Source organism: Nitrincola alkalisediminis (assembly GCF_009821115.1).
Classification (GTDB): Bacteria; Pseudomonadota; Gammaproteobacteria; order Pseudomonadales; family Balneatricaceae; genus Nitrincola; species Nitrincola alkalisediminis.
In genome coordinates this window covers 186,813-213,243 of the sequence record NZ_VYTY01000002.1, presented here as the reverse complement: position 1 = coordinate 213,243, position 26,431 = coordinate 186,813, and the positions used below count along the sequence as shown (strand labels likewise).

Here is a 26,431-nt window from a genome sequence, read left to right as displayed (position 1 = left end):
TTTATGTCCTATCCCTGTTTGAAATCGCTTTCCAGTTGCTTGTTATGAAAAGATTAATCAATTATTAGATTAAGTAATACTGGGAATTGTAGAAGTTCAATAAGATATTTCTTTCATGTGTAGAGTAAAAAATGAACTTTTCGTTTTTCGTGTAACACCTTTTCGTTTTCCGTGTATCCCTGCCACTGGTAAGCGCCTATATTTGCAAAAAAATCCATGCCTTTGCGTTTAAATCAGTTTTGATTCGCAGAAGCTTGGCTTCATGCTTTAGGCTATTGTTGGAGCCCACTATGCAGCACAGACACAGAAAACCGCAAAAACCTTCCTTAAACCATGTTTTTAGACTGGTTTGGTCACACTCCAAACAGATGTTTATTGCCGTGGCAGAGATCTGCACTGCTAAAGGAAAATCTAAAAGTGGTGTAATCGGAGCGGTTGGTGCCTTGGCGCTTGGCTTTGCAGGAACGGCACATGCATTGGATCCAGGGGTCTTACCTGTCGGTGCTGATATCCAAGCAGGTCAAATAACAATTAGTTTACAACAAAATGTAATGGATATTAACCAAACAAGTCAGAAAGGGATTATCAACTGGCAAACCTTCTCCATAGGTAAAGATGCCACGGTTAACTTCCATCATATGAATGCCAGTGCTTCAACCTTAAACCGTGTGGTAGGTAACGAAACATCATTAATTCATGGTGTACTTAATGCCAATGGTCAGGTGTTTCTTCTTAACTCCAATGGCATATTGATTGGAAAAGATGCACAGGTAAATGTCGGTGCACTAGTCGCCTCAACCTTAGATATCACCAATCAAGATTTCTTGGATGGACACTACACCTTCCATGAGAACGGTAGCCAGGGCAGTGTGATCAATCTTGGGACTATCCAAACCGCCGATGAAGGCTATGTTGCTTTGCTGGGTCAACAAGTCATCAACGAAGGCATCATCACAGCGCGCATGGGAGCAGCCGTTATGGCTGCCGGTGATCGGATTAGCCTTAACTTTAATGGCGACTCATTGATTGGTGTGACCGTCGAAAAAGGCACTTTAGACGCTTTGGTTGCCAACCATCATGCTGTGATTGCTGATGGTGGTCTCGTGATCATGACTGCAAAAGGGCTTGATGAAGTCATGGCCACGGTGGTTAACAACACGGGAGAAGTCCGCGCAAGAACCATCGAAGAAAGGGAAGGACGTATCTTCTTGTTGGGTGGAATGGAAAATGATCGTATTGAAGTGGCTGGAACCTTAGACGCCAGCGCATCGGAGGGTGCAAATGGAGGGTTTATTGAGACTTCGGCGGCGAATGTGCAGATTAGGGAAGGATTAGAAGTTTCGACTAAAGCCGATAGTGGTCAAACAGGTCAATGGTTGATTGACCCAACAGACATTTACATTATCTCGGGCGCGAATGAACCTACACAACTCCCTGATGGCAGCAACTCGAATGCGGGAGATCCTGTCAGTAGTAACATTCATGCAAGCACCATCAATGCTGCACTTGAGACTACCAACGTTACCATCACCACAGCCTCCGATGGTGCTGGAGCAGGGGACATTAATGTTAATGCCGCGTTGAATTGGTTTTCAGAGAATTCGTTAACACTGAATGCTAACCAAGATATTAATATCAATGCTGCCATCAACTCGTTTGACGGTGACTTGATTATGAATGCCGATCGAAATGTCCACCTCGATGACAATATCCAAGTCCGACTGATTGCCGGCGATTTAAGAATTGATGCAGGTGGAGACATTACTCAGGGTGAAGGCTCAGTTTACCGTGTAGGTGGTACAACAACCCTGAATGCCACTGATGCAGTTAATTTGAACCAAAACGGTAATCGGCTTGCAGGTGCGGTTAATATTGATGCCGTTTCTTTGGTTTTGAATAATTTCGACCCAATAAAAATTGGCAACACCAATATCACAGGAAATGCTTCTTTTACTTCGTCAGGTATTATTACTGGTTTAAATGGTAGCACCTTGTCTATCGGCGGCGATGCAACCTTTAGCACAACAGCTAACAACGCAAATATCAGCTTGCAGGGCAACACCAATATTACAGGCACCACGAGGTTTAATGCCAATGGCACTGGCAATATTAGTGTAACTGGTGCGACGGGCAACCTTAATCTGGGGACTACCAACACTGATGGAAAAATAGAGATTACGGGCGCAGGTGATATCAAAATTGTTGAAGCAATTGGCACCACCGGCGCAGGTCAATCGGGTTTGATCAAGATCGAGTCAACAGCCGGTTCAGTTATTCTTGAAGAAGAAATTGTAACCAAAGGCGGTAACGTTAGGCTAACTGCGCACAATGAGGTGACAAGTACTGCAGATGGAAGCATTACCACCACTGCGAATGAAAATACAGGGCAAGCCTCTGGTTCAGTCATTATTGCCGGTGCTGGTGGCGTAAATTTGCAAGCTGAGATCGTAACTACCGGCGCAGCACATGAGTTAGATGTGGCCAGTAATGCTGCATCTGTCAGCGTGACATCAGCAGACGGCAATGTGAGAGTAGTCGACATCACCACTTCTGGTGGCGCCTCTACGTCCACCGATCAAAGCCGTAACGGCGGTAATGCGGGCACCATTACCTTGGGTGCAGAGAATGGAACAGTTTTCTTAGACGGTGATCTGCGAGCCTTAGGTGGTAGTGGTTCAGGATCAAGCCCGGCGGGTCTGGGCGGCTTGATCACTCTGCAAAATCAAACGGTTTTAACCGGTGATCGTTTAATAGATACCGGTGGCACATCGGGTGATATTGTTGCGGAATCCACCATAGACTCAGATGGAAATGGGCTTCACGCCCTAACCCTGAATGCAGGTACTGGCAATATTACTTTGAAAGGTAAGCTAGGTGAGACTGAGCGACTGGGGCAGGTCACCATTCAGGCTGCAGATGTTGTGCGTGTCGAAGAAACGGTCAAAGCAGTGGGCTTACAACAGTTGGCTGGTCGAATCAGTACGACTCTCTTCAAAGAGGTTGATGCTCTTGGGGGAGGGGTTGATATCCTAGCAGCCAGTATTAAGACCGAAAATGATGCTCATATAACTTCAGAGGGTGATGTCACGCTAGTTGCCGATCTAGCAGTCGATATTGGTGGTGATATCACTACGGAAAACTCCGATATTTTAATCAGTGGTGCTGTAACAGGTACCAAGCTGAATCAGGATGTTGTCTTTAGTACCGGTTTAGGTGCAGGGGATATAACTTTTCAAGGCAGGTTTTTGCTAGGAAGTGTTGACGCGGACACTCAGCAGAAAACAAATTTAACACTTCGAGCTGGGCAGGGTGATATCAAGTTCACCTTAGCTGAAAATACAAATGATATTGGGCAACTCTTTATCGACGGCGCGCGTGATGTTACCCAAGGTGGATTCATCATTGCTGAAGACCTAAAAATTTTAAACGCACGTGATGTCACACTAATAAATGGTAGAAACCGCTTTAATACTTTGTCGGGCTTGTCTACCAATGGTGACAATGATAAGCCGGGTGATGCTCGAATTTTTAACGAAATGTCATGGAGGGTTGAAGATGACATATTTGTGGATGGTTTTCTGGAGTTGAATACATTCGGTACCCTTGATTTGCAAGATTTTGATATCAACTCTGAGGGGGCTTTTTTAAGAGGTGGCTTAACACAAACCTCTGACTCTGAAATCAATGTGGGCGCTGGAAAACTAGAAATTAACGGAGTTGATCGCGGTGGACCACATCGAGAGATTACCATGGCTGGTTCAATCGTCTCATCTAACACTGCTGATGATGCTATAGGTATTCATGCCGCAGCGAATGCACAGTTGGGCAATATCGATGTCATTAATGGTGGCTTAACGTTCGTTCATGCAGGAACAGGAGCGGTTACGCAAACAGACGGTTCAGTCATTAAGGCAGCTAAAGTCACTGGCCATCACCATGGCACCCTCACTCTTGCCAATGCCAACGAAATCGCTCAGTTTTCGTCACTATCCGCTAATGGCACAATTAATCTCAACAGCGTTATTGCCACTAGCATTTCAGGGATTACAGCTCTGACCGGCAATGTATTGATCCGCGCTACTAAACCAGGAGTCGATCCGGCTGCAAGTGCTGGTAATCTGACTCTAAGTGGCAATATTACTGCCGCCAATGGCAATATTACGTTAGTTGCTGATAATACCTTTACTAATGCTGCCGGTGTAAATCCATTTAGTGTCCAAGCTGACCGTAGCTGGCGAGTTTGGTCGCAACGCCTCGCTGATGATACCCTTGGCGAGTTAATCCCAAACTTCATTCAGTTTAATGCAAGTTATGATGATTCTCCCGCTGTACTGGGCACAGGAAATGGCTTTTTATACGCCAGCCCCTCAGGTGTAACTGCAACCCTGACAGGCTCAACCGAAAAAACTTATGACGGAAATCAAACAGTTACTAACAGTAACGGCATTAATGTTGATTTTGATTGGATTGGAGGTGCGGTTGCCCTTGGTACCACAATTACTGGCTATGAATTTACTGATGCTAATGCTGGTGAGGATAAAACAGTAAACGCCATTTTTGAGGGTGGCGTAACGGCTGATAATGCCATCTGGACGACAAATGACGCACAAACTCGTCTCTATGGTTTAGAACTTGGTGGTTCACTCAGTGGTGATATTGGCACCATTAATCAACGAGAACTTACCTTAGATGGCAGTTTTACGGCAGAGAACCGAGAGTACGATGGCACCACAGATGCAAGCATCCTGCAAAATAACCTGATATTAAGTGGTCTGGTTGATGGTGAGAATCTGACGCTGGGCGATATTCTGGCGGCGTTTGCCAATGCAAATGCCGGCGAAGGTATCACGGTAACCCTGAGTAATGTGGGCCTGGAGAATGGTGAAGGCGGTCTGGCCAGTAACTATACGGTTAGTCTGAGCAATGCACCGACGACGACAGCAGACATCGCTCAGCGGACGTTGACTCTGGATGGCAGTTTTACGGCAGAGAACCGAGAGTACGATGGCACCACAGATGCAAGCATCCTGCAAAATAACTTGATATTAAGTGGTCTGGTTGATGGTGAGAATCTGACGCTGGGCGATATTCTGGCGGCGTTTGCCAATGCAAATGCCGGTGAAGGTATCACGGTAACCCTGAGTAATGTGGGCCTGGAGAATGGTGAAGGCGGTCTGGCCAGTAACTATACGGTTAGTCTGAGCAATGCACCGACGACGACAGCAGACATTATACGTAGAAAATTGATTATCACTGGTGACTTTACTGTAGCGGATCGAATTGCTGACGGTACAAGTAATGCAGAAATTGTCGAAGATAACCTTAATTTGAGTCGTGTTGTTGAGGGTGAAAATGTTGTATTGAGCCCTATAGCTAACTTTGAGAGTGCAGAAGAGGGTGAACAAAATGTAACTTTGAGTGAATCAACTCTTTCTGGTGATGCAAATCTTGACAACTATGAATTAATCTTTGATGAAGATACACCAACAACTACAGCAACAATTCTATCTGCAGACCCAGTAGACCCAGTAGACCCAGTTGATCCAGTTGACCCGGTGGATCCAGTTGATCCGGTAGACCCAGTAGACCCAGTAGACCCAGTTGATCCGGTTGATCCGGTTGATCCGGTTGATCCGGTTGATCCGGTTGATCCGGTTGATCCGGTTGATCCGGTTGATCCGGTTGATCCGGTTGATCCGGTTGATCCGGTTGATCCGGTTGATCCGGTTGATCCTGTGGACCCAGTTGATCCAGTTGATCCGGTTGATCCGGTTGATCCGGTTGATCCGGTTGATCCGGTGGACCCAGTTGATCCGGTTGATCCGGTCGATCCAGTCGATCCAGTCGATCCAGTCGATCCAGTAGATCCAGTAGATCCAGTAGATCCAGTTGATCCGGTTGATCCGGTGGACCCAGTTGATCCGGTTGATCCGGTCGATCCAGTCGATCCAGTCGATCCAGTCGATCCAGTAGATCCAGTGGATCCAGTTGATCCAGTTGATCCAGTTGATCCAGTTGATCCAGTTGATCCAGTTGATCCGGTGGATCCGGTCGATCCAGTTGATCCGGTTGATCCGGTTGATCCGGTGGATCCGGTTGATCCGGTGGATCCGGTGGACCCAGTTGATCCGGTTGATCCGGTCGATCCAGTAGATCCAGTAGATCCAGTAGATCCAGTTGATCCAGTTGATCCGGTTGATCCGGTGGATCCGGTCGATCCAGTCGATCCAGTAGATCCAGTTGATCCGGTTGATCCGGTGGATCCGGTCGATCCAGTAGATCCAGTCGATCCAGTCGATCCAGTAGATCCAGTCGATCCAGTCGATCCAGTAGATCCAGTTGATCCGGTTGATCCGGTTGATCCTGTGGACCCAGTTGATCCGGTTGATCCTGTGGACCCAGTTGATCCAGTTGATCCAGTCGATCCAGTCGATCCAGTCGATCCAGTTGATCCTGTGGACCCAGTTGATCCGGTTGATCCGGTTGATCCTGTGGACCCAGTTGATCCGGTTGATCCGGTGGACCCAGTAGATCCAGTAGATCCAGTCGATCCAGTCGATCCAGTCGATCCAGTCGATCCAGTCGATCCAGTAGATCCAGTCGATCCAGTCGATCCAGTCGATCCAGTCGATCCAGTTGATCCAGTCGATCCAGTTGATCCGGTTGATCCGGTGGACCCAGTTGATCCGGTTGATCCTGTGGACCCAGTTGATCCGGTTGATCCGGTGGACCCAGTTGATCCGGTCGATCCAGTAGATCCAGTAGATCCAGTAGATCCAGTTGATCCAGTTGATCCAGTTGATCCAGTTGATCCAGTCGATCCGGTGGACCCAGTAGATCCAGTAGATCCAGTAGATCCAGTAGATCCAGTCGATCCAGTAGATCCAGTAGATCCAGTAGATCCAGTAGATCCAGTTGATCCGGTAGATCCGGTTGATCCGGTCGATCCAGTTGATCCAGTCGATCCAGTCGATCCTGTGGACCCAGTTGATCCAGTTGATCCGGTAGACCCAGTTGATCCGGTTGATCCGGTTGATCCAGTCGATCCAGTCGATCCAGTTGATCCAGTCGATCCAGTAGATCCAGTAGATCCAGTTGATCCGGTTGATCCGGTTGATCCAGTCGATCCAGTCGATCCAGTTGATCCTGTGGACCCAGTTGATCCGGTCGATCCAGTAGATCCAGTCGATCCAGTCGATCCAGTCGATCCAGTTGATCCAGTCGATCCAGTTGATCCAGTTGATCCAGTTGATCCGGTCGATCCAGTAGATCCAGTAGATCCAGTAGATCCAGTAGATCCAGTAGATCCAGTAGATCCAGTAGATCCTGTGGACCCAGTTGATCCAGTTGATCCAGTTGATCCAGTTGATCCGGTAGACCCAGTTGACCCAGTTGATCCGGTTGATCCGGTTGATCCGGTTGATCCTGTGGACCCAGTTGATCCGGTTGATCCGGTCGATCCAGTAGATCCAGTAGATCCAGTAGATCCAGTTGACCCAGTTGATCCGGTCGATCCAGTAGATCCAGTCGATCCAGTCGATCCAGTCGATCCAGTAGATCCAGTCGATCCAGTAGATCCAGTAGATCCTGTGGACCCAGTTGATCCAGTTGATCCAGTTGATCCGGTTGATCCAGTAGATCCAGTTGATCCAGTAGATCCAGTTGATCCAGTTGATCCGGTCGATCCAGTTGATCCAGTCGATCCAGTCGATCCAGTCGATCCAGTCGATCCAGTCGATCCAGTAGATCCAGTAGATCCAGTAGATCCAGTTGATCCGGTTGATCCGGTTGATCCGGTTGATCCGGTTGATCCAGTAGATCCAGTTGATCCAGTTGATCCAATAGATCCAGTAGATCCAGTAGATCCAGTAGATCCAGTAGATCCAGTAGATCCAGTAGATCCAGTAGATCCTGTGGACCCAGTTGATCCAGTTGATCCAGTCGATCCAGTCGATCCGGTTGATCCAGTTGATCCAGTTGATCCAGTTGATCCAGTTGATCCAGTTGATCCAGTAGATCCAGTTGATCCAGTTGATCCAGTTGATCCAGTTGATCCAGTAGATCCAGTAGATCCAGTTGATCCAGTCGATCCAGTAGATCCAGTAGATCCAGTTGATCCTGTGGACCCAGTTGATCCAGTCGATCCAGTAGATCCAGTCGATCCGGTGGACCCAGTTGATCCGGTTGATCCGGTGGACCCAGTTGATCCGGTCGATCCAGTAGATCCAGTAGATCCAGTAGATCCAGTAGATCCTGTGGACCCAGTTGATCCAGTCGATCCAGTTGATCCAGTCGATCCTGTGGACCCAGTTGATCCGGTTGATCCGGTGGACCCAGTTGATCCGGTCGATCCAGTAGATCCAGTAGATCCAGTAGATCCAGTAGATCCAGTAGATCCAGTAGATCCAGTAGATCCTGTGGACCCAGTAGATCCAGTAGATCCAGTCGATCCAGTCGATCCAGTTGATCCGGTTGATCCGGTTGATCCAGTCGATCCAGTAGATCCAGTCGATCCAGTAGATCCAGTTGATCCAGTTGATCCAGTTGATCCAGTCGATCCGGTGGACCCAGTAGATCCAGTAGATCCAGTAGATCCAGTAGATCCAGTAGATCCAGTAGATCCAGTAGATCCAGTCGATCCAGTCGATCCAGTCGATCCAGTCGATCCAGTCGATCCAGTTGATCCGGTTGATCCGGTTGATCCGGTGGACCCAGTTGATCCGGTCGATCCAGTAGATCCAGTAGATCCAGTAGATCCAGTTGATCCAGTTGATCCAGTAGATCCAGTTGATCCAGTTGATCCAGTCGATCCAGTTGATCCAGTTGATCCTGTGGACCCAGTTGATCCAGTTGATCCAGTTGATCCAGTTGATCCAGTTGATCCAGTGGATCCAGTCGATCCAGTTGATCCAGTTGATCCAGTTGATCCAGTTGATCCAGTGGATCCAGTAGATCCAGTCGATCCAGTTGATCCAGTTGATCCAGTAGATCCAGTAGATCCAGTAGATCCAGTAGATCCAGTTGATCCAGTTGATCCAGTTGATCCAGTTGATCCAGTAGATCCAGTAGATCCAGTAGATCCGGTGGACCCAGTTGATCCAGTAGATCCAGTAGATCCAGTAGATCCAGTCGATCCAGTTGATCCAGTTGATCCAGTTGATCCAGTAGATCCAGTAGATCCAGTAGATCCAGTAGATCCAGTAGATCCAGTAGATCCGGTGGACCCAGTTGATCCAGTTGATCCAGTTGATCCAGTAGATCCAGTAGATCCAGTAGATCCAGTCGATCCAGTTGATCCAGTAGATCCAGTAGATCCAGTAGATCCAGTAGATCCAGTAGATCCAGTCGATCCAGTTGATCCAGTTGATCCAGTTGATCCAGTCGATCCAGTCGATCCAGTGGATCCAGTGGATCCAGTCGATCCAGTCGATCCAGTTGATCCGGTGGACCCAGTTGATCCGGTTGATCCGGTTGATCCGGTGGACCCAGTTGATCCGGTCGATCCAGTTGATCCAGTTGATCCAGTTGATCCAGTTGATCCAGTTGATCCAGTTGATCCGGTGGACCCAGTTGATCCGGTCGATCCAGTTGATCCTGTGGACCCAGTAGATCCAGTAGATCCAGTGGATCCAGTGGATCCTAGAGATCCACGATCTGAGGTACCAGAGGGTATTATTAATAATATTCAACAACAAACTTTCTCAAATATAGTTCCATTTTTTTCTAGCAGTGATTATTCATTGCAAGGTGCTAATGGTCTTTTGAGAAGCAATGGCTTCAGTAGTGTTTTGAATCCATCAATTGTATCCGGAAGTTTTTCAACAGAAGGGCCTTTAATTCTTTTGTCTGCTCCTAGCGGTAATGAGCCATCACAATCAGTGACCCTCTCTGAGGCTAGAGAGTTACTTGCTGGTGTGGATGAAACAGGATCAAGCGATGAAGATGACAATACGGCCGATACGGATGTTCGTGTTCCGGTATCTCGTGACTCATTAGTCGATATTGTCAATGGTGGTGTTCGCTTGCCTGATGGTGTTGAGCAGCAATTATTTGTGGTGAAAGATAACTAAGGAAAACGATGATGAAACAATTAAATACAACCGCCACAAAACTTGCGTTGGCGATCTCACTGGTGTTGAGTATTCAAGTTCAGGCTCAGTTGATTCCAGATGTCGGTGATATCTTGCAACAGGTTCAACCCATGACGCCGATGGTCACTCCATCCGAAGCTCCGCTGCCAGCGATAGGAGGGCTTGAAATAGAGCCACCCATGCAGGTGTTACCTTCAGGTCCAACTGTGTTTGTTAAAGGATTTAATATCGTTGGTTCGCGTGAAATGAGTTCAGATGTCAGTTTATCTTTGATTCATGGTCAAGTTAATCAAGAACTTACACTGAGCCAATTAGAAGGTTTAGCAACGCTAATTACGCGTAATTATCGAGCCAACGGCTATTTCGTGGCTAGAGCTTATATTCCTCAGCAAGAGGTGGTTGAAGGTATTATCACCATCCGTGTGGTGGAAGGTAATTATGGTCAGTTCCATTTAACCAATGAGTCGTTGGTGAAAGACTCTATCGTTCAAGCGATGTTGGATGATGTCAAAGATTATGACATTGTATCGCTAGATACATTAGAACGAGCGATGCTTATTATCAATGATACACCGGGCGTCCAAGTAGTTCGTGCGGATGTTATGCCAGGCGAGGCTGTAGGCACCTCCGACTTTGCTGTCGGTACAAACGCTACTGAACGTTATAATGGCTATCTACTGGCTGATAACTACGGTTCAAAATACTCTGGAAAACAACGAGTTGGTTTTAACTATGATATTAACTCTCCAACTAGCCGAGGAGATAGATTAACTGTTGGTGGTTTGGTTACGGAAGAGAAAGCTATTCTGAACGGACGAGTAGCTTACTCAGCTCTGTTAATGCCTAATGGGCTTAGAGGAGAGTTACAATACTCTTATACGGATTATGACGTAATTAATTTACCGCTAGATGCTGGTGGTACTGCAAAAGGATGGGATCTTGGTTTTAGTTACCCTATTCGTCGTATTCGAGCACAAACAATTGAAGGTATAATAAATTTTTCCCACAAGGATTTAGGGAACATACAAGATACACGTCGTACACAAGCCGTGACGGCAGGGATTAATGTCCGTGATGAGCGAAACATCTTTGGATTTGATGGATTAAGTACAGTGAGACTCAGTATCACGTCGGGTGACTTAGCGATCAGAGGCAGGGATGATGTGGTAACTCGCCATGAACAAGGTGAGTACAGTAAATTGAATCTAAATTTATCGCGTATCAGTTTATTACCTCATCAGTTTAGTTTAACTACTAGCATGATTGGGCAATATGCTTTAAATGGAAAAAATATAGACAGTAGTGAGCAGATGAGCGTTTCAGGCTTGAGCGGTGTCTATGCGTACCCAAGTGCAGAACTCTCAGGTTCTAACGCTGCCCTATTCAGAGCAGAATTAAGACGTCCTTTACCTAGTTTCGGTATGCTTCGTCATCAGTGGTCTGTGTTTGGTAGTGTAGCTTATGCATCTCAAGCTAAGAATATCAGTATATCGGATGGCAGTCGTCAGATCGGAGACGTCGGCCTTGGTTGGCGTGGTCAGTATGAAAACTTTGTCGTTAATGCGCATTTAGCTTATCGCTTAGAAGGGTCTAAACCGATCAGTGAGCCTGTGGATAGAGCACGCTTCCTGATTCAAGCTGGATGGGTGTTTTGATAAAGTAGTTATGTCATGAATAAATATTCAGATAGCTCGCTGCCACCTTTACTCTTCGGAGATAGGGTGGCACCCATCGAAAGAAGCTTTCAAGCACTGGCTGATCAGTTCAGCCATGTGTTGCCCGAGGGTGATTTCGACTCTGACGTTCGAAATGCATTTCTCTATAAAGGGAACGTATTTATTCTTGATGACTTAGTTGTTAACCACGCTATTAATAGCCATCTTTATGCCTCGGCAGGTTTTCAGCAACCAGGCCTTTCCTTAATTTTAGCAGGGCATTCCAGTGTATATTGCCAGGATGAAAAGCTCAGTATTCCAAACTATGCGGCACTCTTATCTCCTGCAAGCATGAGTTTACGTTTTGAAACGAGTGCTCAGCAGTTGACCAGTAGCTTGCATCTTACGTTCAACCTAGATCGATTAAACCTAGTCAGTCGTGCCATGCAGGGTGGCGATGCACAGCAGCCAGTGAAAGCATCTGCATTAAAGTCCATCACTTTAAATTATGGAGCCGTTAACCTGCGCTATATGTTCTTGAATTTGATTCAACAAATTGATGCATTTGGAGGTGATCCAATATTACTGAAAACGTCAGGATTTGATGATCAGATCTATCGACTATTGGCAATTACATTACAACCTGATGTATTCCTCAAAGAGTGCGTCGATAAATTATCAATATCCGCTTCTTCGAGTATGCATTTGTTGCAAAAATTTGAGCAATATGTTGATGTAAATCTTCATTTACCCATGGCCTTAACAGAGATAGAAATCCATCTAGGGGTGTCTGCTAGAACACTTCAGTATGCCTGTATGAAAGCTCATAAATGCTCTCCAAGGGTCTATATTAGAAATAAACGCTTGGGCTATGCTTTTGATTTAGTTGAAAAAAATAAAAAGCAAATAAAACTAGCGGAGTTGGCAGCAGAATTGCATTTTTCATCGCAATCCCAATTTTCGAGGTATTTTAAAGAACGATTTGGAGTCCTTCCTTCCGAAGTAATTAAAAATTGAGTGATAGTGTTCACTTTTAATAAATTCTAATCTTTATGGGAATAGATATGTTTACTAAATTGCAAGCATTGAATACCTCAACCCATGCTAGCTACTGCGTGTTACCCAATGAATCCTTTGATTATGCTTCAAAAGTTCATTTAATTAAACTGATGACTGATGACTGATGACTGATGACTGATGACTGATGACTGATGACTGATGACTGATGACTGATGACTGATGACACCTGAGTTTCTAAAAGCACTGTTTAAGTGAAACCATCATGTTTATTGAAGAGTTTTCTGCAAAAGGCTTTGTGCCTGTGATGTTAATGAGACTCGAGCAAGATACAAATGTCTTTGTGGATCAGAATAGGAAGCGGACGGGAATTTTTTCTTAGTAGAAGTGCATTCTATGGAGTTTTATACTGATGCATTTTCGAAAGAAATAGCAAGTAAAAATTTACTGATGCCGATCAATATTAATATCTCTGGTGTAGACGGTTAGCGTAATATTCAAGGATGCTTTACAATTAATGAGGAGCGTCTCAATAAGCTATCTAATCATACATTTATTTCGTTTAAAGAAAAAGGGTGTCTTGCATCAATATACTTGCAGTTTATTTCCCTACAATTTTTTGTATAAGCTAAATATAAAGTCAAATCAAAGCGCTCTAAGTTATAGAGTGTGGTTTTATAGTCTTTCGGATTTTGCATTTTAAAGCTAAGGATATGGCGATTTCAATGTTGATCGCCAATTATTTCTTGTTCAATTCCGATGGTAGTACACCATATTGCTTTCGAAAGAACTTGGAAAACTGAGAGGGGCTAGAAAATCCTAGTTTTAGAGCTAGTTCTGTAATATTCAGTTGAGATGATCGGGTAATCAAATAATAGGCATGTTCGAGCTTTCTAAGACGAATATACTCTCTTGGGCTATTAACCCGGCGGCAATTTACATCAACTATGCTGCATAACGAATATGCTCCGCATTAAAGTATTTCTTCACCCGTTCAGGACGCCGTTGAAGTGTCAGCATGCAAGAGCGTGTGTGCTTCTTCAACTCATCCACCGTGCGGGGAGCTGGACCACTATGGACCATGCCTTTCAAATCGCAGTTCAGATACTCATCCGGATTCAGCTCTGGCGAATACGCCGGCAGAAAGAACACTTCGAGATAGCGCTTAACCGCCTTACGTTCGAGCCAGCGTTTCACCACTTTCGCATGATGTACCCGCAGATTGTCCAGGATCAGGAAAACCTTACCGGGTGTCGACTCAATCAAGGCCCGCAGGAATTTCTTCAACACCTTGGCGGTCATCGTCGACTCATACAGCATGAAGCGCACAGTGCCTTGATTGGTGATCGCCGAAATCATATTCAGCGACACCCGCTTGGCAGGCAGTGGCTGAACCGGAGTTTGGCCCACCGGTGCATAGCTCCGGCCATGCTGGGTGTTGTTCTTGATACCCGTCTCATCCCCCCAGAAAATTTGGGCATTCTCCGCTTCTGCACGCGCTTTGATCTGGGGATACTCCTCCTTCAGCCAAGCATCGACACGGGAGGGGTTTTGCTCCCATGCTTTCTTCAGCGGTTTCTGTGGTGTGAAACCCCAGCGTTTGAGGTAATCCCCCATTGTGCGGACAGGTATGTCGATGCCCCAGAGCTGCTTGATCAACTGGGCAATCGCGCGACGCGTCCACAGAGCGAATCCAAGCTTGTACTGGTCTGGCATCTGGTCGCGCACAGCTTCTATGACCTGCTGTTCCTGTTGTTCAGTCAATCGGCGTGGCTTGTTTTTAGGGCCTCGTTTTTGAACAGCAATAGCGGTGGCACCGCCTGTCTCGTAGCGCTTGTACCAGCGCCCGACAGTATCGGGGTGAACGTCGAGAAGTTGGCCGATTTCACGAAAAGTTTTGCCTCTCTTGCGGAGGCGAATCGCCTTCTGCCTGAGAAGTTCTTGTTGCTCTGGGCTGAGCTTGCGTGCGTCTATATTCATGCACGCATTATATCAGATATAAATTGCCACCGGGTTAATAAGTCCAAGATGTTGTATGCAGTGGTACTGAAGTGTTCTTGAAGTAACGCCAAGATGTGATTCTAAGTCTGATAGGTGGAGGGACTTTTCAATGTTCTCGTCAATAAACTGCTCAAATTTACGAATGGTTGATTTTTTTTTATCGTAGTTATCACATACCTCCTCTTTCAAAAAGTGCTCTTTGCAGAGTAGTAGTGTTAGAAGTCGATAAAATTGATCATCAAAACCACTCAGTGCTAAAAGTTCTTTATTTGCATTGAAACTATCAATTTGAGAAAGCAGCGCCATCATGAGTTTTTTAAAGCTGACGGTTTTGTAGGCCAAAGGTATCTCTTTAACAGAGGACTCATTGATGGTGCATTGAGTTGATCCTGTCATGACCTCAATGGTGTTGTTGAGTCGATGAATGTCATAGCTTATGATTAGGCTTCCGGCGATAGTTTCTAAATCGGTTTCAAAAAAGAATTGTTTATTCTCGGGTATAAAGAATCCCTGGTTTTGTGTGGCCAGAACTTTTTTGTCATTGAAAATGCCAAAATGATGTCCAGCCAGAGGAATGAGTATATTGTGTTGCTTAACAGGGGAAGTCGCTAAGAAATGACTGTAATAATTTTGATTAATTGTGATGCCATTGATTGAAAAAACATTTCCCTTGTGCATGAAACCACTTTTTTGTTTACTTTCGTAGTCGCACTCTGGTGTTAAATGGCAAAACTGATCAACCATTCCATAAAACCCTGAATTGATAGAGCTCTGGCTGTTACCAAACACTAGGCTAGGGAAGGGAGTGCTCTGGATATTTTGACCTTTAGTTCTTGCTGGCATAACATCTAACCTGAATGCATAAAGTTTTGATTATTAAATAAAAATTTATGCTCAAAGCGTTTCTGTTCTTAATTATATTAATGAATCGGTGATAATTGTGGCTCGTGTCCATGATTTTCACTTGTATTCGCCAGTAGTCTATTCTGCTAGCCTAGTATTCCACTTAGCTTATCCTACGTTCGATCGGAGAAGAATATTAGAAAAAGGTGGATGCACTAGTCAACTAAAACTGGATGCTTTATTCAGTTTGTTTTCTTAATTTGCAGGCGTTATATCTAAAGTGGGAGGGGCGATAGGGCAACCCTTTCTTTTTTGAAGTCAAACGTGAGTTTTAGCTTAGCGCAAGCCAAAACTCACCGGAAGTGTAATGACCAATTGATTTTGGTTGATCGATGGTGGAAAGCTTGGCATGGGCGCAGCGCGTGTCAGCATCTCTAACACTTCTTGGTCTAGCATCGCATGTCCACTGCTTCTTACGATACGTGCATTGAGCACCTGCCCCTGCCTGTTTATGGTGAACTTCACTTCAGCAACACCTTCACGGCGTTGTCTTCGGGCTGCCATAGGATAACGTTTGTGCTGGGCTAGGTAACGACTCAGTTGTGCATAATAGTTAACCTCAGCTGCCGGGTCTCCTCCTGTATCAACTATCTGTTCTTGACCTTGAGTGTTAGCACCAGCAGTTGAACTCTGTTCAGCGGGTGTATCGGTAATTTGCTCACTTTGACCTTGAATATCTGCAGTCGTATCCATAACCTTTGTTGAGGGAGTGGGTGCGACTTTTTTAGGTTCTGGTTGAGGCTGTTCTGTAGGAACTGGTTTAGGTGCAGGTCTTGGCTCAGGCTCTGCTTCAACGGGTACTTCTACAGCTTCATCGATAGTCTCATCGACAACTTCTTCAGGTACTTCATCAAGAGGTTCATGCGGCTCATCTGAGGCGTCATCAGGAGTCTCTTCATAAGTTGTTTGTTGAGAGGCGGCTTCCATGGCATCCAATAGATCGCTGGCACTGGCTAAGCTGACGGTCACACCCGCAATGCCTGGTTGAAGAGCCGTTTCTTGAGTTGATTTTCGGTGAGTATTCCAAGCATAAGCGAGTAGTGCATGAAGTAAGAGCGCGACCAGAGTTGAATCGATCCAGCTCCTCTCGTGTAATGACTTGAACGCTTGCTTGAACATCTTGTACAGGGGCAGCGTTTCCGGTTGCTGTCACGAATAAGGTATCTACTCTAACGTGATCAGATGCGATGCTTTGAAGTGGTAAGGATACCGTTAAGAATAGAGCTTTTTTAAACAAAAGTGATTTATAGTTCATTTGAAGCATTTCTCGCGAGATTGGAAATGCTTTAATTTTAGGGAAAACAGAGCGCCTTGAAGTGAGGCATATTGTCGCGTTCACTAAAAAAGATGTTTGATGTACGAAATGAATACGGATTTAAAATATGTTTGAAAGAAAATAGCTTCAAAACTGGTCGACTAACTATAAGCATGGCTTTTTGAAAAATAGGGAAGGTTGTGGTTGTAACAAAAACGAATTCTAACCAAGGGGGGTATTTTATTATTAGGTAAGAGAGAGGATTTTTTTAAGAAATGTTTTGGTCGGAGTGGAGGGATTCGAACCCCCGACCCTCTGGTCCCAAACCAGATGCGCTACCAAACTGCGCTACACTCCGAAAAACATTGAGTTGGCTCCCCGAGCAGGACTCGAACCTGCGACCAATAGATTAACAGTCTACTGCTCTACCGACTGAGCTATCAGGGAACTGCTCAACTCAGGCCGCAAATATTAATGATCCAGGCGGAGGTCGTCAACACTATTTTTTAAAAATGATCATTTTTTTTAGTTTTGGGTAGGTTATTGAAAATAATTGATTAAAAAGCAACCGATGTTGTCCGTTCTATACGCATTTTTGATTTTGTCAATCTAGGTGTTGCCGCAAATGATATGCATTTAGCCGTATTGGGTCCGTCTCAAGGAGTGTAAGGTGGGATCGTATTCACGTATAATCTTTGAACAATTAAAGAGATGTTGAGTCCTCCGCTGAAAGATGCATCCAGCGAATAGGGCAGGAGTAACCCATGACACAGATTTTAGGAAAAGATGCGCCGCTGGAAGAAACCATCGAACGAATGAGTGCTGGTTTGAAGGCGCTTGGCTTCGATATTGAAGAAGTTCGCTGGTTGAATCCCGTTCCGCATGTTTGGTCTGTTCATATTCGTGATCGTGTGTGTACGATGCTGTTTACGAATGGTAAGGGCGCAACGCGTGAGGCCGCTTTGGCCAGCGCGCTAGGGGAGTTTTTTGAGCGCTTAAGTTGCAACTTCTTTTGGGCCGATTATTACTTAGGCTCAAAGTTTGCTGAAAGAGCCTTTGTTCATTACCCTCAAGAGCGCTGGTTTCCGGTGAAATCAACGGTTTGGCCAGAAGGGTTGCTTGATGAGGCCACACGTAATCACTACGATCTGCACAATGAAATATCACCTGGGGCCCTCATCGATCTCAACTCAGGCAATGCTCATCGCGGGATCTGCGCTTTGCCGTTTGTGAAGCAAAGAACGGGTGAAACTGTTTGGTTCCCCGTTAACATCCTCGGTAACCTGTACGTCAGTAACGGCATGGCGGCTGGTAACAGTGTCTATGAAGCACGTGTTCAGGCTTTGTCAGAGATTTTTGAACGTCATATCAAAAATACGATTATCTCGTCGGGTATTAGTTTACCGCTCATTCCTGAGTCGGAAATAGCCAAGCACCCGAGAGTAAAAGCAGCGCTTAGGACCCTGCGGAGCAAAGGGTTTGTTGTTGAAGTCAGGGATGCATCATTAGGCGGAAAGTTTCCGTTAGTGAACGTTGTTTTGATCAATCCGGTGGATGGTGGTTGTTTTGCATCCTTTGGTGCGCACCCTAAGTTTGCGGTCGCGCTGGAGCGCACGCTAACTGAGTTGCTTCAAGGCCGTGAGTTGGATGAGTTGCATGATTTTCCAGAACCAACGCTGGATATTGAAGAAGCGGCAGATCCGCATAATCTTGAAACACATTTTATTGATTCGAGTGGGGTCGTGGCGTGGGATTTAATGTCCTCCACCACGGATTACCCTTTCGCGAGATGGAACATCGAAGGCAATACACAAGCCGAATTTGAAGAGCTTTGTTTTAAAATTCATCGCGTGGATATGGATATCTATATTGCGGATTATGAGCACTTGGGCGTGTACACCTGCCGAATCATTGTTCCTGGGATGTCCGAAATCTATCCGGTTGATGAGTTGATTTGGCGCAATAATAATGCGGCGGCTCCGCTTAGGGCGGCAATATTGGCGTTGCCTGACCTTGATAACGAAGCCTATGCGGATCTTCTTGAGGCCTTGGATGAGGGCGGCTTTGATGAGCAGCACCCGGTTGCAGAGCTTATCGGTCTCTTGCCGAATCCAGATACCGTTTGGTCTTGGTTACGTGTTGGTGAGCTTAAGTTGCGCTTAGCCTTAGCCTTAGGTGAGCAAGAGCTGGCATTGGAATTGTCCGATTGGCTGCTGAATTTTGGTGGCTTGCCCGAAAAAGTGCTGATGAAGTACCGTTGCCTGCATCAGTTATTGGCACTAACGCTTGATGAGTCTCGTAAGGTTGATGACTTTGTGCCTGTGATTGAGCGTATTTATGGTACAGAGCTCTTGTCTCACGTGCGTTCTATGATGGACGGCGTGCAGGTGTTTGATGATATGGGCATTCATGATGAAAGTCTCAGTACGTTTAGTCGCCATCAGCAATTGTTAAAAGCCTACGAACGCTTACATCAAGTTAAGCAAAGCCAGCGGATCAATTAATCTGCGCATAAAAGTTGGGAAGATGTCTCTATTTCCGCTAGAATCTGCGCTCAAGATTGTTCATGCAGTGTAATGCATATCGGGTGAGAGATCAGGGAAACGCATGCTCTTCAATAAACTACCGGATGATATTTTTCTGCCTTTATCGGGACAGAACCGCCAAGTCTATCAAGCGGTTCTTCTTGAATTGGCCGATTTATTCTTTGATGAGGATCTTATCGATCCTTTCATTGCCAAGGATCTGGTGCGCTCTACCATCGAAAACGCCGTTGTTCGGCTTGGGGTCCGTCGTTGGGTCACTGAAGCCGACGAGGATGGAGACCCTCCACGTTCAAGTGTGGACTATACTAATCGTATCTATCGGCGCTTGGTGCAGTGTGGTTGGCTGGAGGAAGAGCAAAAGGTGTATCGAACCTATGTTCTTTTGTCGCCGTCTGTTTCGTATTTGCTCCGGTCATTGGTGTCAATCGCTAAGCTTGAAAAGCGAAGCTATGGTGGTGCGGTACTGAACGTGCTTAGCTCGTTAGAAGCTGCCGTCAATGATCCTGTGGGACGAGGCATTACTCTGTCAGAGGCATCGCAAACGGCCGCTGATTTTAGTGCGCATTTAACGGATATGCTGCTGGGGCTTCGTGAAATCAAAATCTCCCTATCGGAAATCAATAACCCGCAGGATATAGTGAGGGGGTTTTTTGATCGATTTGTTGAGCATATTTTGGTTTCAGACTACAAAACGCTCAAGACGCGAAACAACCCCTTCCGGTACCGTCGCCAGATTTTATCGATGCTCCGTGATTTGCAATTTGATTTATTAAAGTTAGAGCAACTGACGCAGCACTATCAACTTCAGTATGAGTTGGATTTTGATGCGGCGGAAGCGCTAGTGCATCAGCACATTAATCGAATTATTCGTATTTTTGAGTCAGTGGATCAGCGTTTAGCCGCGATTGATGACTTCCGTTACCAGTTGGAAAAACGTGTGGCGGATACGGTTCGTTACATGGATAAAACCACGCCGGGAATGGCAGCTCGCTTGTCGCGTTTGATTGCTGAGCTGGCGAAAAAGAAAGATGACGAGATTCCAACGCTGACCACCTTGGACGAAACTGGGTTTATTTCACCCATGAGTATTCGTTCGCCGATACGTAAGCGAGTGGAAGCGAAACCACGTGTGATTACTCAAAGTGAGATAGATCCCCGTGTGTTAGAATTGCGTCGTTTATTTAAAGAGTATAAAGAGCGACGTGAGGTGCGTGTTGATCGAATTGAGCAGTATCTAGACCGTCATTTTCTTGATCGTACCCGCATGAGTGCAACTGAGTTCACGATTGAATCAGTTGAGGATTATATTTGTTTCAGTTACGTACGCCATTTACCGTCTTTGGGTAAAAAGGCACGTAAAACCACTGAAAAATACCGTATTGAATTTGACGATACCTATGTCTGCGTTGCTGATGTAGTTGAGTGTCGTGGTTTTGTGATACACAGGAACGCATAATGTTAGGTGATCTGCAAAAAATCGTATCCCGGACTGAACACCACCAGGCCGAAGACTTTATTCATGCTGCCAATTTACTTCTTGTCAGCCAGTTTTTGTACGCTGATCGCCCTATCCATCGCGATAGCTATTTTCTGATTGCGGCCAACATCGACTACTATCGCAACTTGTTTGCCGCCATTGGTTGGACGTTAGTGTATCAGCCTGACGAGGCGTATTTGGGTGTGCTTCCTCAGGGAGAAGAGCGGGTGCTCAAGCTCAAGTTGGATGAGTCGTTGCTTCTGCTGTGTTTACGTCAGATCTATGAGCAAAAGTTGGAAAACTTCGAGGTTGAAAATGGCAAAGCCATTACCACCACGGATGCTTTGCTGCGTCTGTACAGTAACTTAACGGCGAAAGAAATCCCGAATGAAACCCGCTTAAAAGAGATTGTTTCATTGTTTAGCCGCCATGGGGTGATTGAAAGAGGAAAAGCGGACGAAACCGATCCCAAAAACCTACCTCTACGAATTAACCCGACGATTCGTCATGTGGTTGTTGAGGACTATATTGGTCAGCTAGAGGCCTTGTGTGATATTGAGTCGAGCCGTTCGTCAACGCAAGATGAGGATGACGCCGACGAGGCTAGCGCTGTAAGCCAAGAAAAGGCTCAAGCAGAAGATGGAGAGAACACCAATGAAACAGCTTAATCGTATCGTTCTGGTCAATTGGTATGTTCTAGGTGCAATCGAGATTCCCATCAAAGGCAATGTGGCGATCGTCGGTCCGAATGGCTCGGGAAAGTCATCGTTACTGGATGCGATTCAAACCATTCTGATGGGAGGACATAAGCGCCACTTGAGTTTCAATGCCTCGGCCGGTGAAAAGTCAGAACGTTCTTTGCGGACCTATTGCTTAGGTTTTTTGGATGACCTTGGTAAAAAAGTGAATGCCCGAGAAGACTCTCTGACCTATATGGCATTAAGCTTTTTTGACACTGAAACCGCAAAAGAAAGCTGTGTCGGCATTGCAATTAGTGCGTCGACAGCGAATGCGGAAGAGGACATTTTAGGGCGTTTTATCCTCCCTGATTTTTCCGTCACTCTTGACGATTTTTCAGTAAAGCAAGGTGCAGGACGTTTGCCGCGTCCGTGGGCTGAAGTTCGTGACAGTTTATTAAAGCAGTGCCCGGATATGATCCTTGAAAAGCGGGCGACACGCTTTATCCGGGAAATGGTTACACACCTGAGTCACGATCCGCAAATGCCTAATGATGATGAAAAATTCATCAAGAACTTTAAAAACGCCTTGAAGTTCGTTCCCATCGACAGCCCAACACGTTTTATTCGAGAATTCGTTTTGGACGAAAATATTGTTCATGTCGGTGCGTTCAGAAAGTCGCTTGACGAATATCGGGCAATGGAGCAAAAAACACGTGAGGTGGCAAACCGCATTGCTGAGCTCGAAAAGGTTCAGGAAATGTGTAAAGGAATCTCGAGAAACCTCAAGAATGCCATTGAATACGAATGGGTGGTGCATGAAGCACGCTTTGAGCACACCGATTTAAAAAAGGAAGCGGCAGCCGAGCGCCTAGAAACCTTTACTGAACAAGAGCAGTTGTTACAAGCGGATTTAGAAAAAAACAGTGAACAGCTGAATGAAGCGATGCAGCGCTTGGCGAATACTCGCGCAGAGCTCAATAACACCGATTCCGCGCACAAGGTGAGTGCACTCGAATCACGTATTTCGGCTCGACAGCATGAAGCCTCTGTGGTGAAAGAAAAGATACAACAGGTGTACAACCTGATGCGAACCACGGTGGGTTTTGCCGCCAACCCGGATCTATTGCCGGACGCTTTTAGACCCGTTGTTGAACAGTCGGTTGCACTCTGGCGCTCAGGCGAAAACACCTTGGCAGGCCAATGGCCGGAAGCGCCTGTTGAAGTGGATAACGCGCTGACACAGCTACGTGCGCAGATTGACCCCGTGCGTAAAGCGATTGCCAAGCGTTACGAAGAGTCCGTGATACGGATTAATGAGCTGCGTACCCAGATTCAAAGTCAAAAAAGTGCCGTAGAGCAATTGCAGCAGGGGCGAGCGCCTGTCCGGCACGCGACCCGTGAACTCATCGACTTGTTAAAAGAATATGGCATCGACTCTACACCAATTTGTGAGCTGGTCGATATCAACGATGATAAGTGGCGAATTGCCATTGAGTCGTTCTTAGGCGCTCGCAGAGAAGCGCTTGTGGTCGCACCGGATCGAGTCAAGGAAGCGATTACGCTCTATCGTCGCAAAGGGCGTCACTTAAAAGGCTGCCGTATTATCAATACGACCAAGTCTGGTGAGTGGTTGACGCGAACGAAAGCCGGAAGCTTGGCTCAGTTTGTTGACAGTGACAATGAGCATGCTCAAGCCTATATGAACCGAGCTTTAGGGGCGGTGATGGCTGTGGAAACTGAAACCGAATTGCTGCGCCATGAACGTGCATTAACCTATGATTGCATGTTACAGAGCGAAGGTTCGACCACTTCTATTAATGAGCTGAGCCCGATTATGGGGATTCGGCGTCGGGGTGATCAGTTGGCCTTGCAGGGCAAGCAGGTGGATGAGCTGATCGCTGAGTTTACGACACTGGGCAAGCAACATGAGTCACTGGAAAAGCTGCGTGATGGCTTAATCCAAATGGCATCTGGTTTGCTGCAGGTGAATGAGCGCGTTTTTGATCTTGTGAATCAGCGAGAGCAGCTTGCGTCTGAAATTGAAGGCTACCAGCAGGGCATTACGGATCTTCGCAATCATGATGATTCGGGTATTCAGCAACGTATTGCTGAGTATGCTGAGCAGCAAAAGTCATTAGAAGTTCGCCAAAAAGCCTTGATGGATAAGCTGCAAAAAACACGAACTGGGATGATCAAAGACAACGCGTCGCTTGAAGTGCTTGAGCGAGAACTGACTGAGCACGCTATGGCGCGTGGTCGTTGTCAGGAGAAACCCGAGTTCGATGCGCAGTCTGCCCAAGAAAAACGTGACTACCTAGATGATAGCTGTGATTCAGACCTTGAACGCATTATTTTTGAAGCGGCGAAAAAAGCTCAGACGGAACTTCAGCTGCATGAGAAAAAGAAAAATGGAGTACGTGACGCCGTTGCACAATACAAGGCACGTTATCACGCTGGCGGCTTAAGCCATCAAGGATTGGATAATATAAGCCCTGACTCTAGTCATGAGGATTTGGAAGGTTACGTTAATGAAACGGTTGTCACCTTACAAGAGTCTGAGTTGGCGCAGTATACCCAAAAAGCAGAGCGTGCACGCTTAGAGGCGGAAACTGCGTTTAGATCGGATTTCGTTGCGCATCTAAACGATCAGATCAATAAAATTAAGGATTTGATTCGTGAACTTAATAGCCATTTGAAAAATCGTCCATTCCACAAAGAAATGTACAGTTTTGAAATGATGCCTAACCCTGAGTTGCGCGATATCCTTGAACTGGTTGAAGCCTATACACGTATGGATCAAGCCAATGTGGGGTCTTTGTTCGATATTCATCACGAAACGGACACAGGGCACCGGGATGCCTTGGCAAAAATCCATGAAGTTCTAAAGAATGAAGGTGAAAGCGAGTTACTGCAAGATTACCGGAATTTTTATAACTTTGAGCTAGTGGTTAAGGATTTAGACGGCAACCGTAAAACTACCTTAACCCAACGTATTAAGACGGGGTCTGGTGGTGAGCACCAAGTGCCGTTTTACGTGGCCATGGCTGCTGCGTTGGGCGCAACCTATCGTTTGAAAGAAGGCAGTGATGGGCAACCTGTTGGGGGCTTGAGTTTGTCGGTGTTTGACGAGGCATTTAACAAACTGGACTCAGAAAATACGGTCACATCCTTAGGCTTTATGACGGACTTAGGTCTGCAAACAATTATTGCTGCACCCGATGAAAAGTATTCATTGTTGAGTTCTTGCATGGATACGATCATCAACGTGTGTCGTGATGGGCGAGTGGTTGATATTGATGTTGAATTTCCGACTGAAAAAGGAAAGGAATTGTTAGCGTCTGATCACCCTTACAAAATCATGGCGGCTGATGCGTTGGAGACAGCGGACGAGAGTCTTTAATCGGTTTATATCAGTGGGTTCTGGTTCGTCATCAAACGTCTGGTGGCGGGCCGAATCCTATGACTAAACTGAATGTAGGGCTCTCCATCCAAGCTTAATCTCACTCCCCGTGCATCTGTATCGACACCCCAGCGCTGAGGCTCTAACGTAATAGACGTTAATGCGGCTTTAGGGCTGACAAAGCGGTCGGTTAAGCATGTCCACTCTTGTAGCTGGTCATAGGCCAGCAAGGCTTGAATATTTTTGAGTGTCCAGCATGCATCCCCTTCATTTAATGGCGTGATGATACCGGATTGAGATGGTGAGATTAAACGCCGTTCACGTGTAAAGCTTTTACGTACAGATAGATCCGTTGGTATTTTAAAAGAGGGTTTATCGCGGACGTGTGTATTAAAGTCTAGGCTTTCCAATCCTTCAATTAAAAAACTTAAACGCCATTGGCAGCCTTTAATCAGTTGCCACGCGGGCTCCATGCGTTGACGCGAGCCAAGGGTGTAGCGAACAGGGTCGAGCGAGGGTTCTTTAAACAGCGTTAATTGAAGAAACGTGCTTTGGAAGTCAACCAGCACCTCTGGTGTTTCGACGAGGCAGTAGGGGACTTCCCTTCGTAAAAAACTGAGCCAGTCTTTGCGCGTTTCTAAACTTGGCAATACCCTGATTAGCATACAATCCCCACATTGATGTCCTGCAAAAGTATAATGGATGTCATCAGTTGAGTGGACTCTTTTTTAAGGGCTCTTAGCCTAGGCTGGATGTGTAGTCTAGGGTGCAGAGTCGATGTCTGTCGTTAAAGGCATTATTTTGCAACATAATTCATTATAATGACCTTAAGATAGGAAACCTAAAGAGGATTCAACGGTGTTTAAGCGATTGATAGCATTATGTATGTGTGCAGGGATGATGTGCAGTCAAGTTGTCTCGGCTGGTATTTTTAAGGAGGGTGATCAGATCCTCATCCAAACCTCAGTCTGGACGACTCACTATGATCCTGAACCAGATCACAATAATCATCAGAAACTGATTAACCTTGAGTGGTATTTTCCTGAAACGAATGTTGATGCGCTCCCGCGGCCTTCGGGTCGAGATTGGCGTGATGAGGTGCAATGGTTAATCGGGGGAGCAAGCTTCCTCAACTCCTTTGATCAGCGCACAACCTATCTTTATACGGGAGGACGCTACAATTTTCATGACTCTGGTGACTTAAAAACCTATGGCAAGCTGACAGCGGGTTTAATTCATGGTTACCGAGGTGAGTACCGCGATAAAATTCCGTTCAATCGATTTGGGGTGGCGCCTGCGATACTGCCTGCCTTTGGTGTTGAGTATAATCGGATGAATTTGGAAATGATTCCGTTTGGAACGGCGGGCTTCATGGTGAACGTCGGCTATTATTTTCGTTAAATTGA

Annotated in this window: 14 protein-coding genes and 2 tRNA genes; 9 read left to right on the top strand and 7 right to left on the bottom strand. The window is 46.0% G+C overall.

Features of this window, described 5'->3' with window-relative positions:
* The first annotated feature begins 290 nt into the window (after window positions 1–290).
* The 4 genes from F5971_RS04140 (at window position 291) to F5971_RS18775 (ending at window position 13,390) form a co-directional block, all read left to right on the top strand.
* Entirely contained in the window at window positions 291–10,070 is a 9,780-nt protein-coding gene (locus tag F5971_RS04140) for a two-partner secretion domain-containing protein (protein WP_193494217.1), read from the top strand.
* A gap of 11 nt (window positions 10,071–10,081) precedes the next feature.
* A complete protein-coding gene (locus tag F5971_RS04135) occupies window positions 10,082–11,746 on the top strand; it encodes a ShlB/FhaC/HecB family hemolysin secretion/activation protein (RefSeq protein WP_193494215.1) in 1,665 nt (554 codons plus the stop codon).
* Window positions 11,747–11,761: 15 nt separating this feature from the next.
* The gene (locus F5971_RS04130) at window positions 11,762–12,763 is read left to right on the top strand and encodes a helix-turn-helix domain-containing protein (protein WP_193494213.1); all 1,002 of its coding nucleotides are present in this window, start codon (window positions 11,762–11,764) and stop codon (window positions 12,761–12,763) included.
* Window positions 12,764–13,258: 495 nt separating this feature from the next.
* Window positions 13,259–13,390: a SapC family protein gene (locus tag F5971_RS18775; RefSeq protein ID WP_193494357.1), complete on the top strand. Its 132-nt coding sequence runs from the start codon at window positions 13,259–13,261 to the stop codon at window positions 13,388–13,390.
* 112 nt (window positions 13,391–13,502) lie between these two features.
* On the opposite strand, the gene F5971_RS18770 is transcribed toward F5971_RS18775, so the two are convergent.
* The 6 genes from F5971_RS18770 to F5971_RS04095 all read right to left on the bottom strand — a co-directional run bounded on the left by F5971_RS18770 (window position 13,503) and on the right by F5971_RS04095 (window position 17,369).
* Window positions 13,503–13,712: a helix-turn-helix domain-containing protein gene (locus F5971_RS18770; protein WP_193494356.1), complete on the bottom strand. Its 210-nt coding sequence runs from the start codon at window positions 13,710–13,712 to the stop codon at window positions 13,503–13,505.
* A complete protein-coding gene (locus F5971_RS04115; RefSeq protein ID WP_193494210.1) occupies window positions 13,709–14,743 on the bottom strand; it encodes an IS630 family transposase in 1,035 nt (344 codons plus the stop codon). The genes F5971_RS18770 and F5971_RS04115 overlap by 4 nt, the downstream gene beginning before the upstream one ends.
* 12 nt (window positions 14,744–14,755) lie before the next feature.
* The gene (locus tag F5971_RS04110; RefSeq protein ID WP_193494208.1) at window positions 14,756–15,607 is read right to left on the bottom strand and encodes a helix-turn-helix transcriptional regulator; all 852 of its coding nucleotides are present in this window, start codon (window positions 15,605–15,607) and stop codon (window positions 14,756–14,758) included.
* 336 nt (window positions 15,608–15,943) lie between these two features.
* Complete coding sequence (locus F5971_RS04105) at window positions 15,944–16,786, bottom strand: energy transducer TonB (protein ID WP_193494206.1); 843 nt, start codon at window positions 16,784–16,786, stop codon at window positions 15,944–15,946.
* Between the two features lie 417 nt (window positions 16,787–17,203).
* A tRNA-Pro gene (locus F5971_RS04100) sits at window positions 17,204–17,280 on the bottom strand.
* A 13-nt stretch (window positions 17,281–17,293) separates the two neighbouring features.
* Window positions 17,294–17,369 (bottom strand) — tRNA-Asn (locus tag F5971_RS04095).
* A 317-nt stretch (window positions 17,370–17,686) separates the two neighbouring features.
* Here F5971_RS04095 and ycaO point away from each other — a divergent pair.
* From ycaO to F5971_RS04075, 4 genes are all read left to right on the top strand, one after another.
* A complete protein-coding gene (gene ycaO / locus F5971_RS04090; protein WP_036511441.1) occupies window positions 17,687–19,426 on the top strand; it encodes a 30S ribosomal protein S12 methylthiotransferase accessory factor YcaO in 1,740 nt (579 codons plus the stop codon).
* Window positions 19,427–19,529: 103 nt separating this feature from the next.
* Window positions 19,530–20,924, top strand: a complete 1,395-nt coding sequence (locus tag F5971_RS04085; protein WP_036511444.1) for a Wadjet anti-phage system protein JetA family protein — start codon at window positions 19,530–19,532, stop codon at window positions 20,922–20,924.
* A complete protein-coding gene (locus tag F5971_RS04080) occupies window positions 20,924–21,613 on the top strand; it encodes a DUF4194 domain-containing protein (RefSeq protein ID WP_193494204.1) in 690 nt (229 codons plus the stop codon). The genes F5971_RS04085 and F5971_RS04080 overlap by 1 nt, the downstream gene beginning before the upstream one ends.
* Window positions 21,600–25,025 (top strand): SbcC/MukB-like Walker B domain-containing protein, encoded by a 3,426-nt coding sequence (locus F5971_RS04075; protein WP_036511450.1) that lies wholly within the window; start codon window positions 21,600–21,602, stop codon window positions 25,023–25,025. The genes F5971_RS04080 and F5971_RS04075 overlap by 14 nt, the downstream gene beginning before the upstream one ends.
* 5 nt (window positions 25,026–25,030) lie before the next feature.
* Here F5971_RS04075 and F5971_RS04070 read toward each other — a convergent pair whose 3' ends face one another.
* Entirely contained in the window at window positions 25,031–25,690 is a 660-nt protein-coding gene (locus tag F5971_RS04070) for a hypothetical protein (protein WP_193494202.1), read from the bottom strand.
* A 232-nt stretch (window positions 25,691–25,922) separates the two neighbouring features.
* Between F5971_RS04070 and F5971_RS04065 the strand changes: the two genes are divergently transcribed.
* Window positions 25,923–26,426, top strand: a complete 504-nt coding sequence (locus F5971_RS04065) for a hypothetical protein (RefSeq protein WP_246187756.1) — start codon at window positions 25,923–25,925, stop codon at window positions 26,424–26,426.
* The last annotated feature ends 5 nt before the right edge of the window (window positions 26,427–26,431 follow it).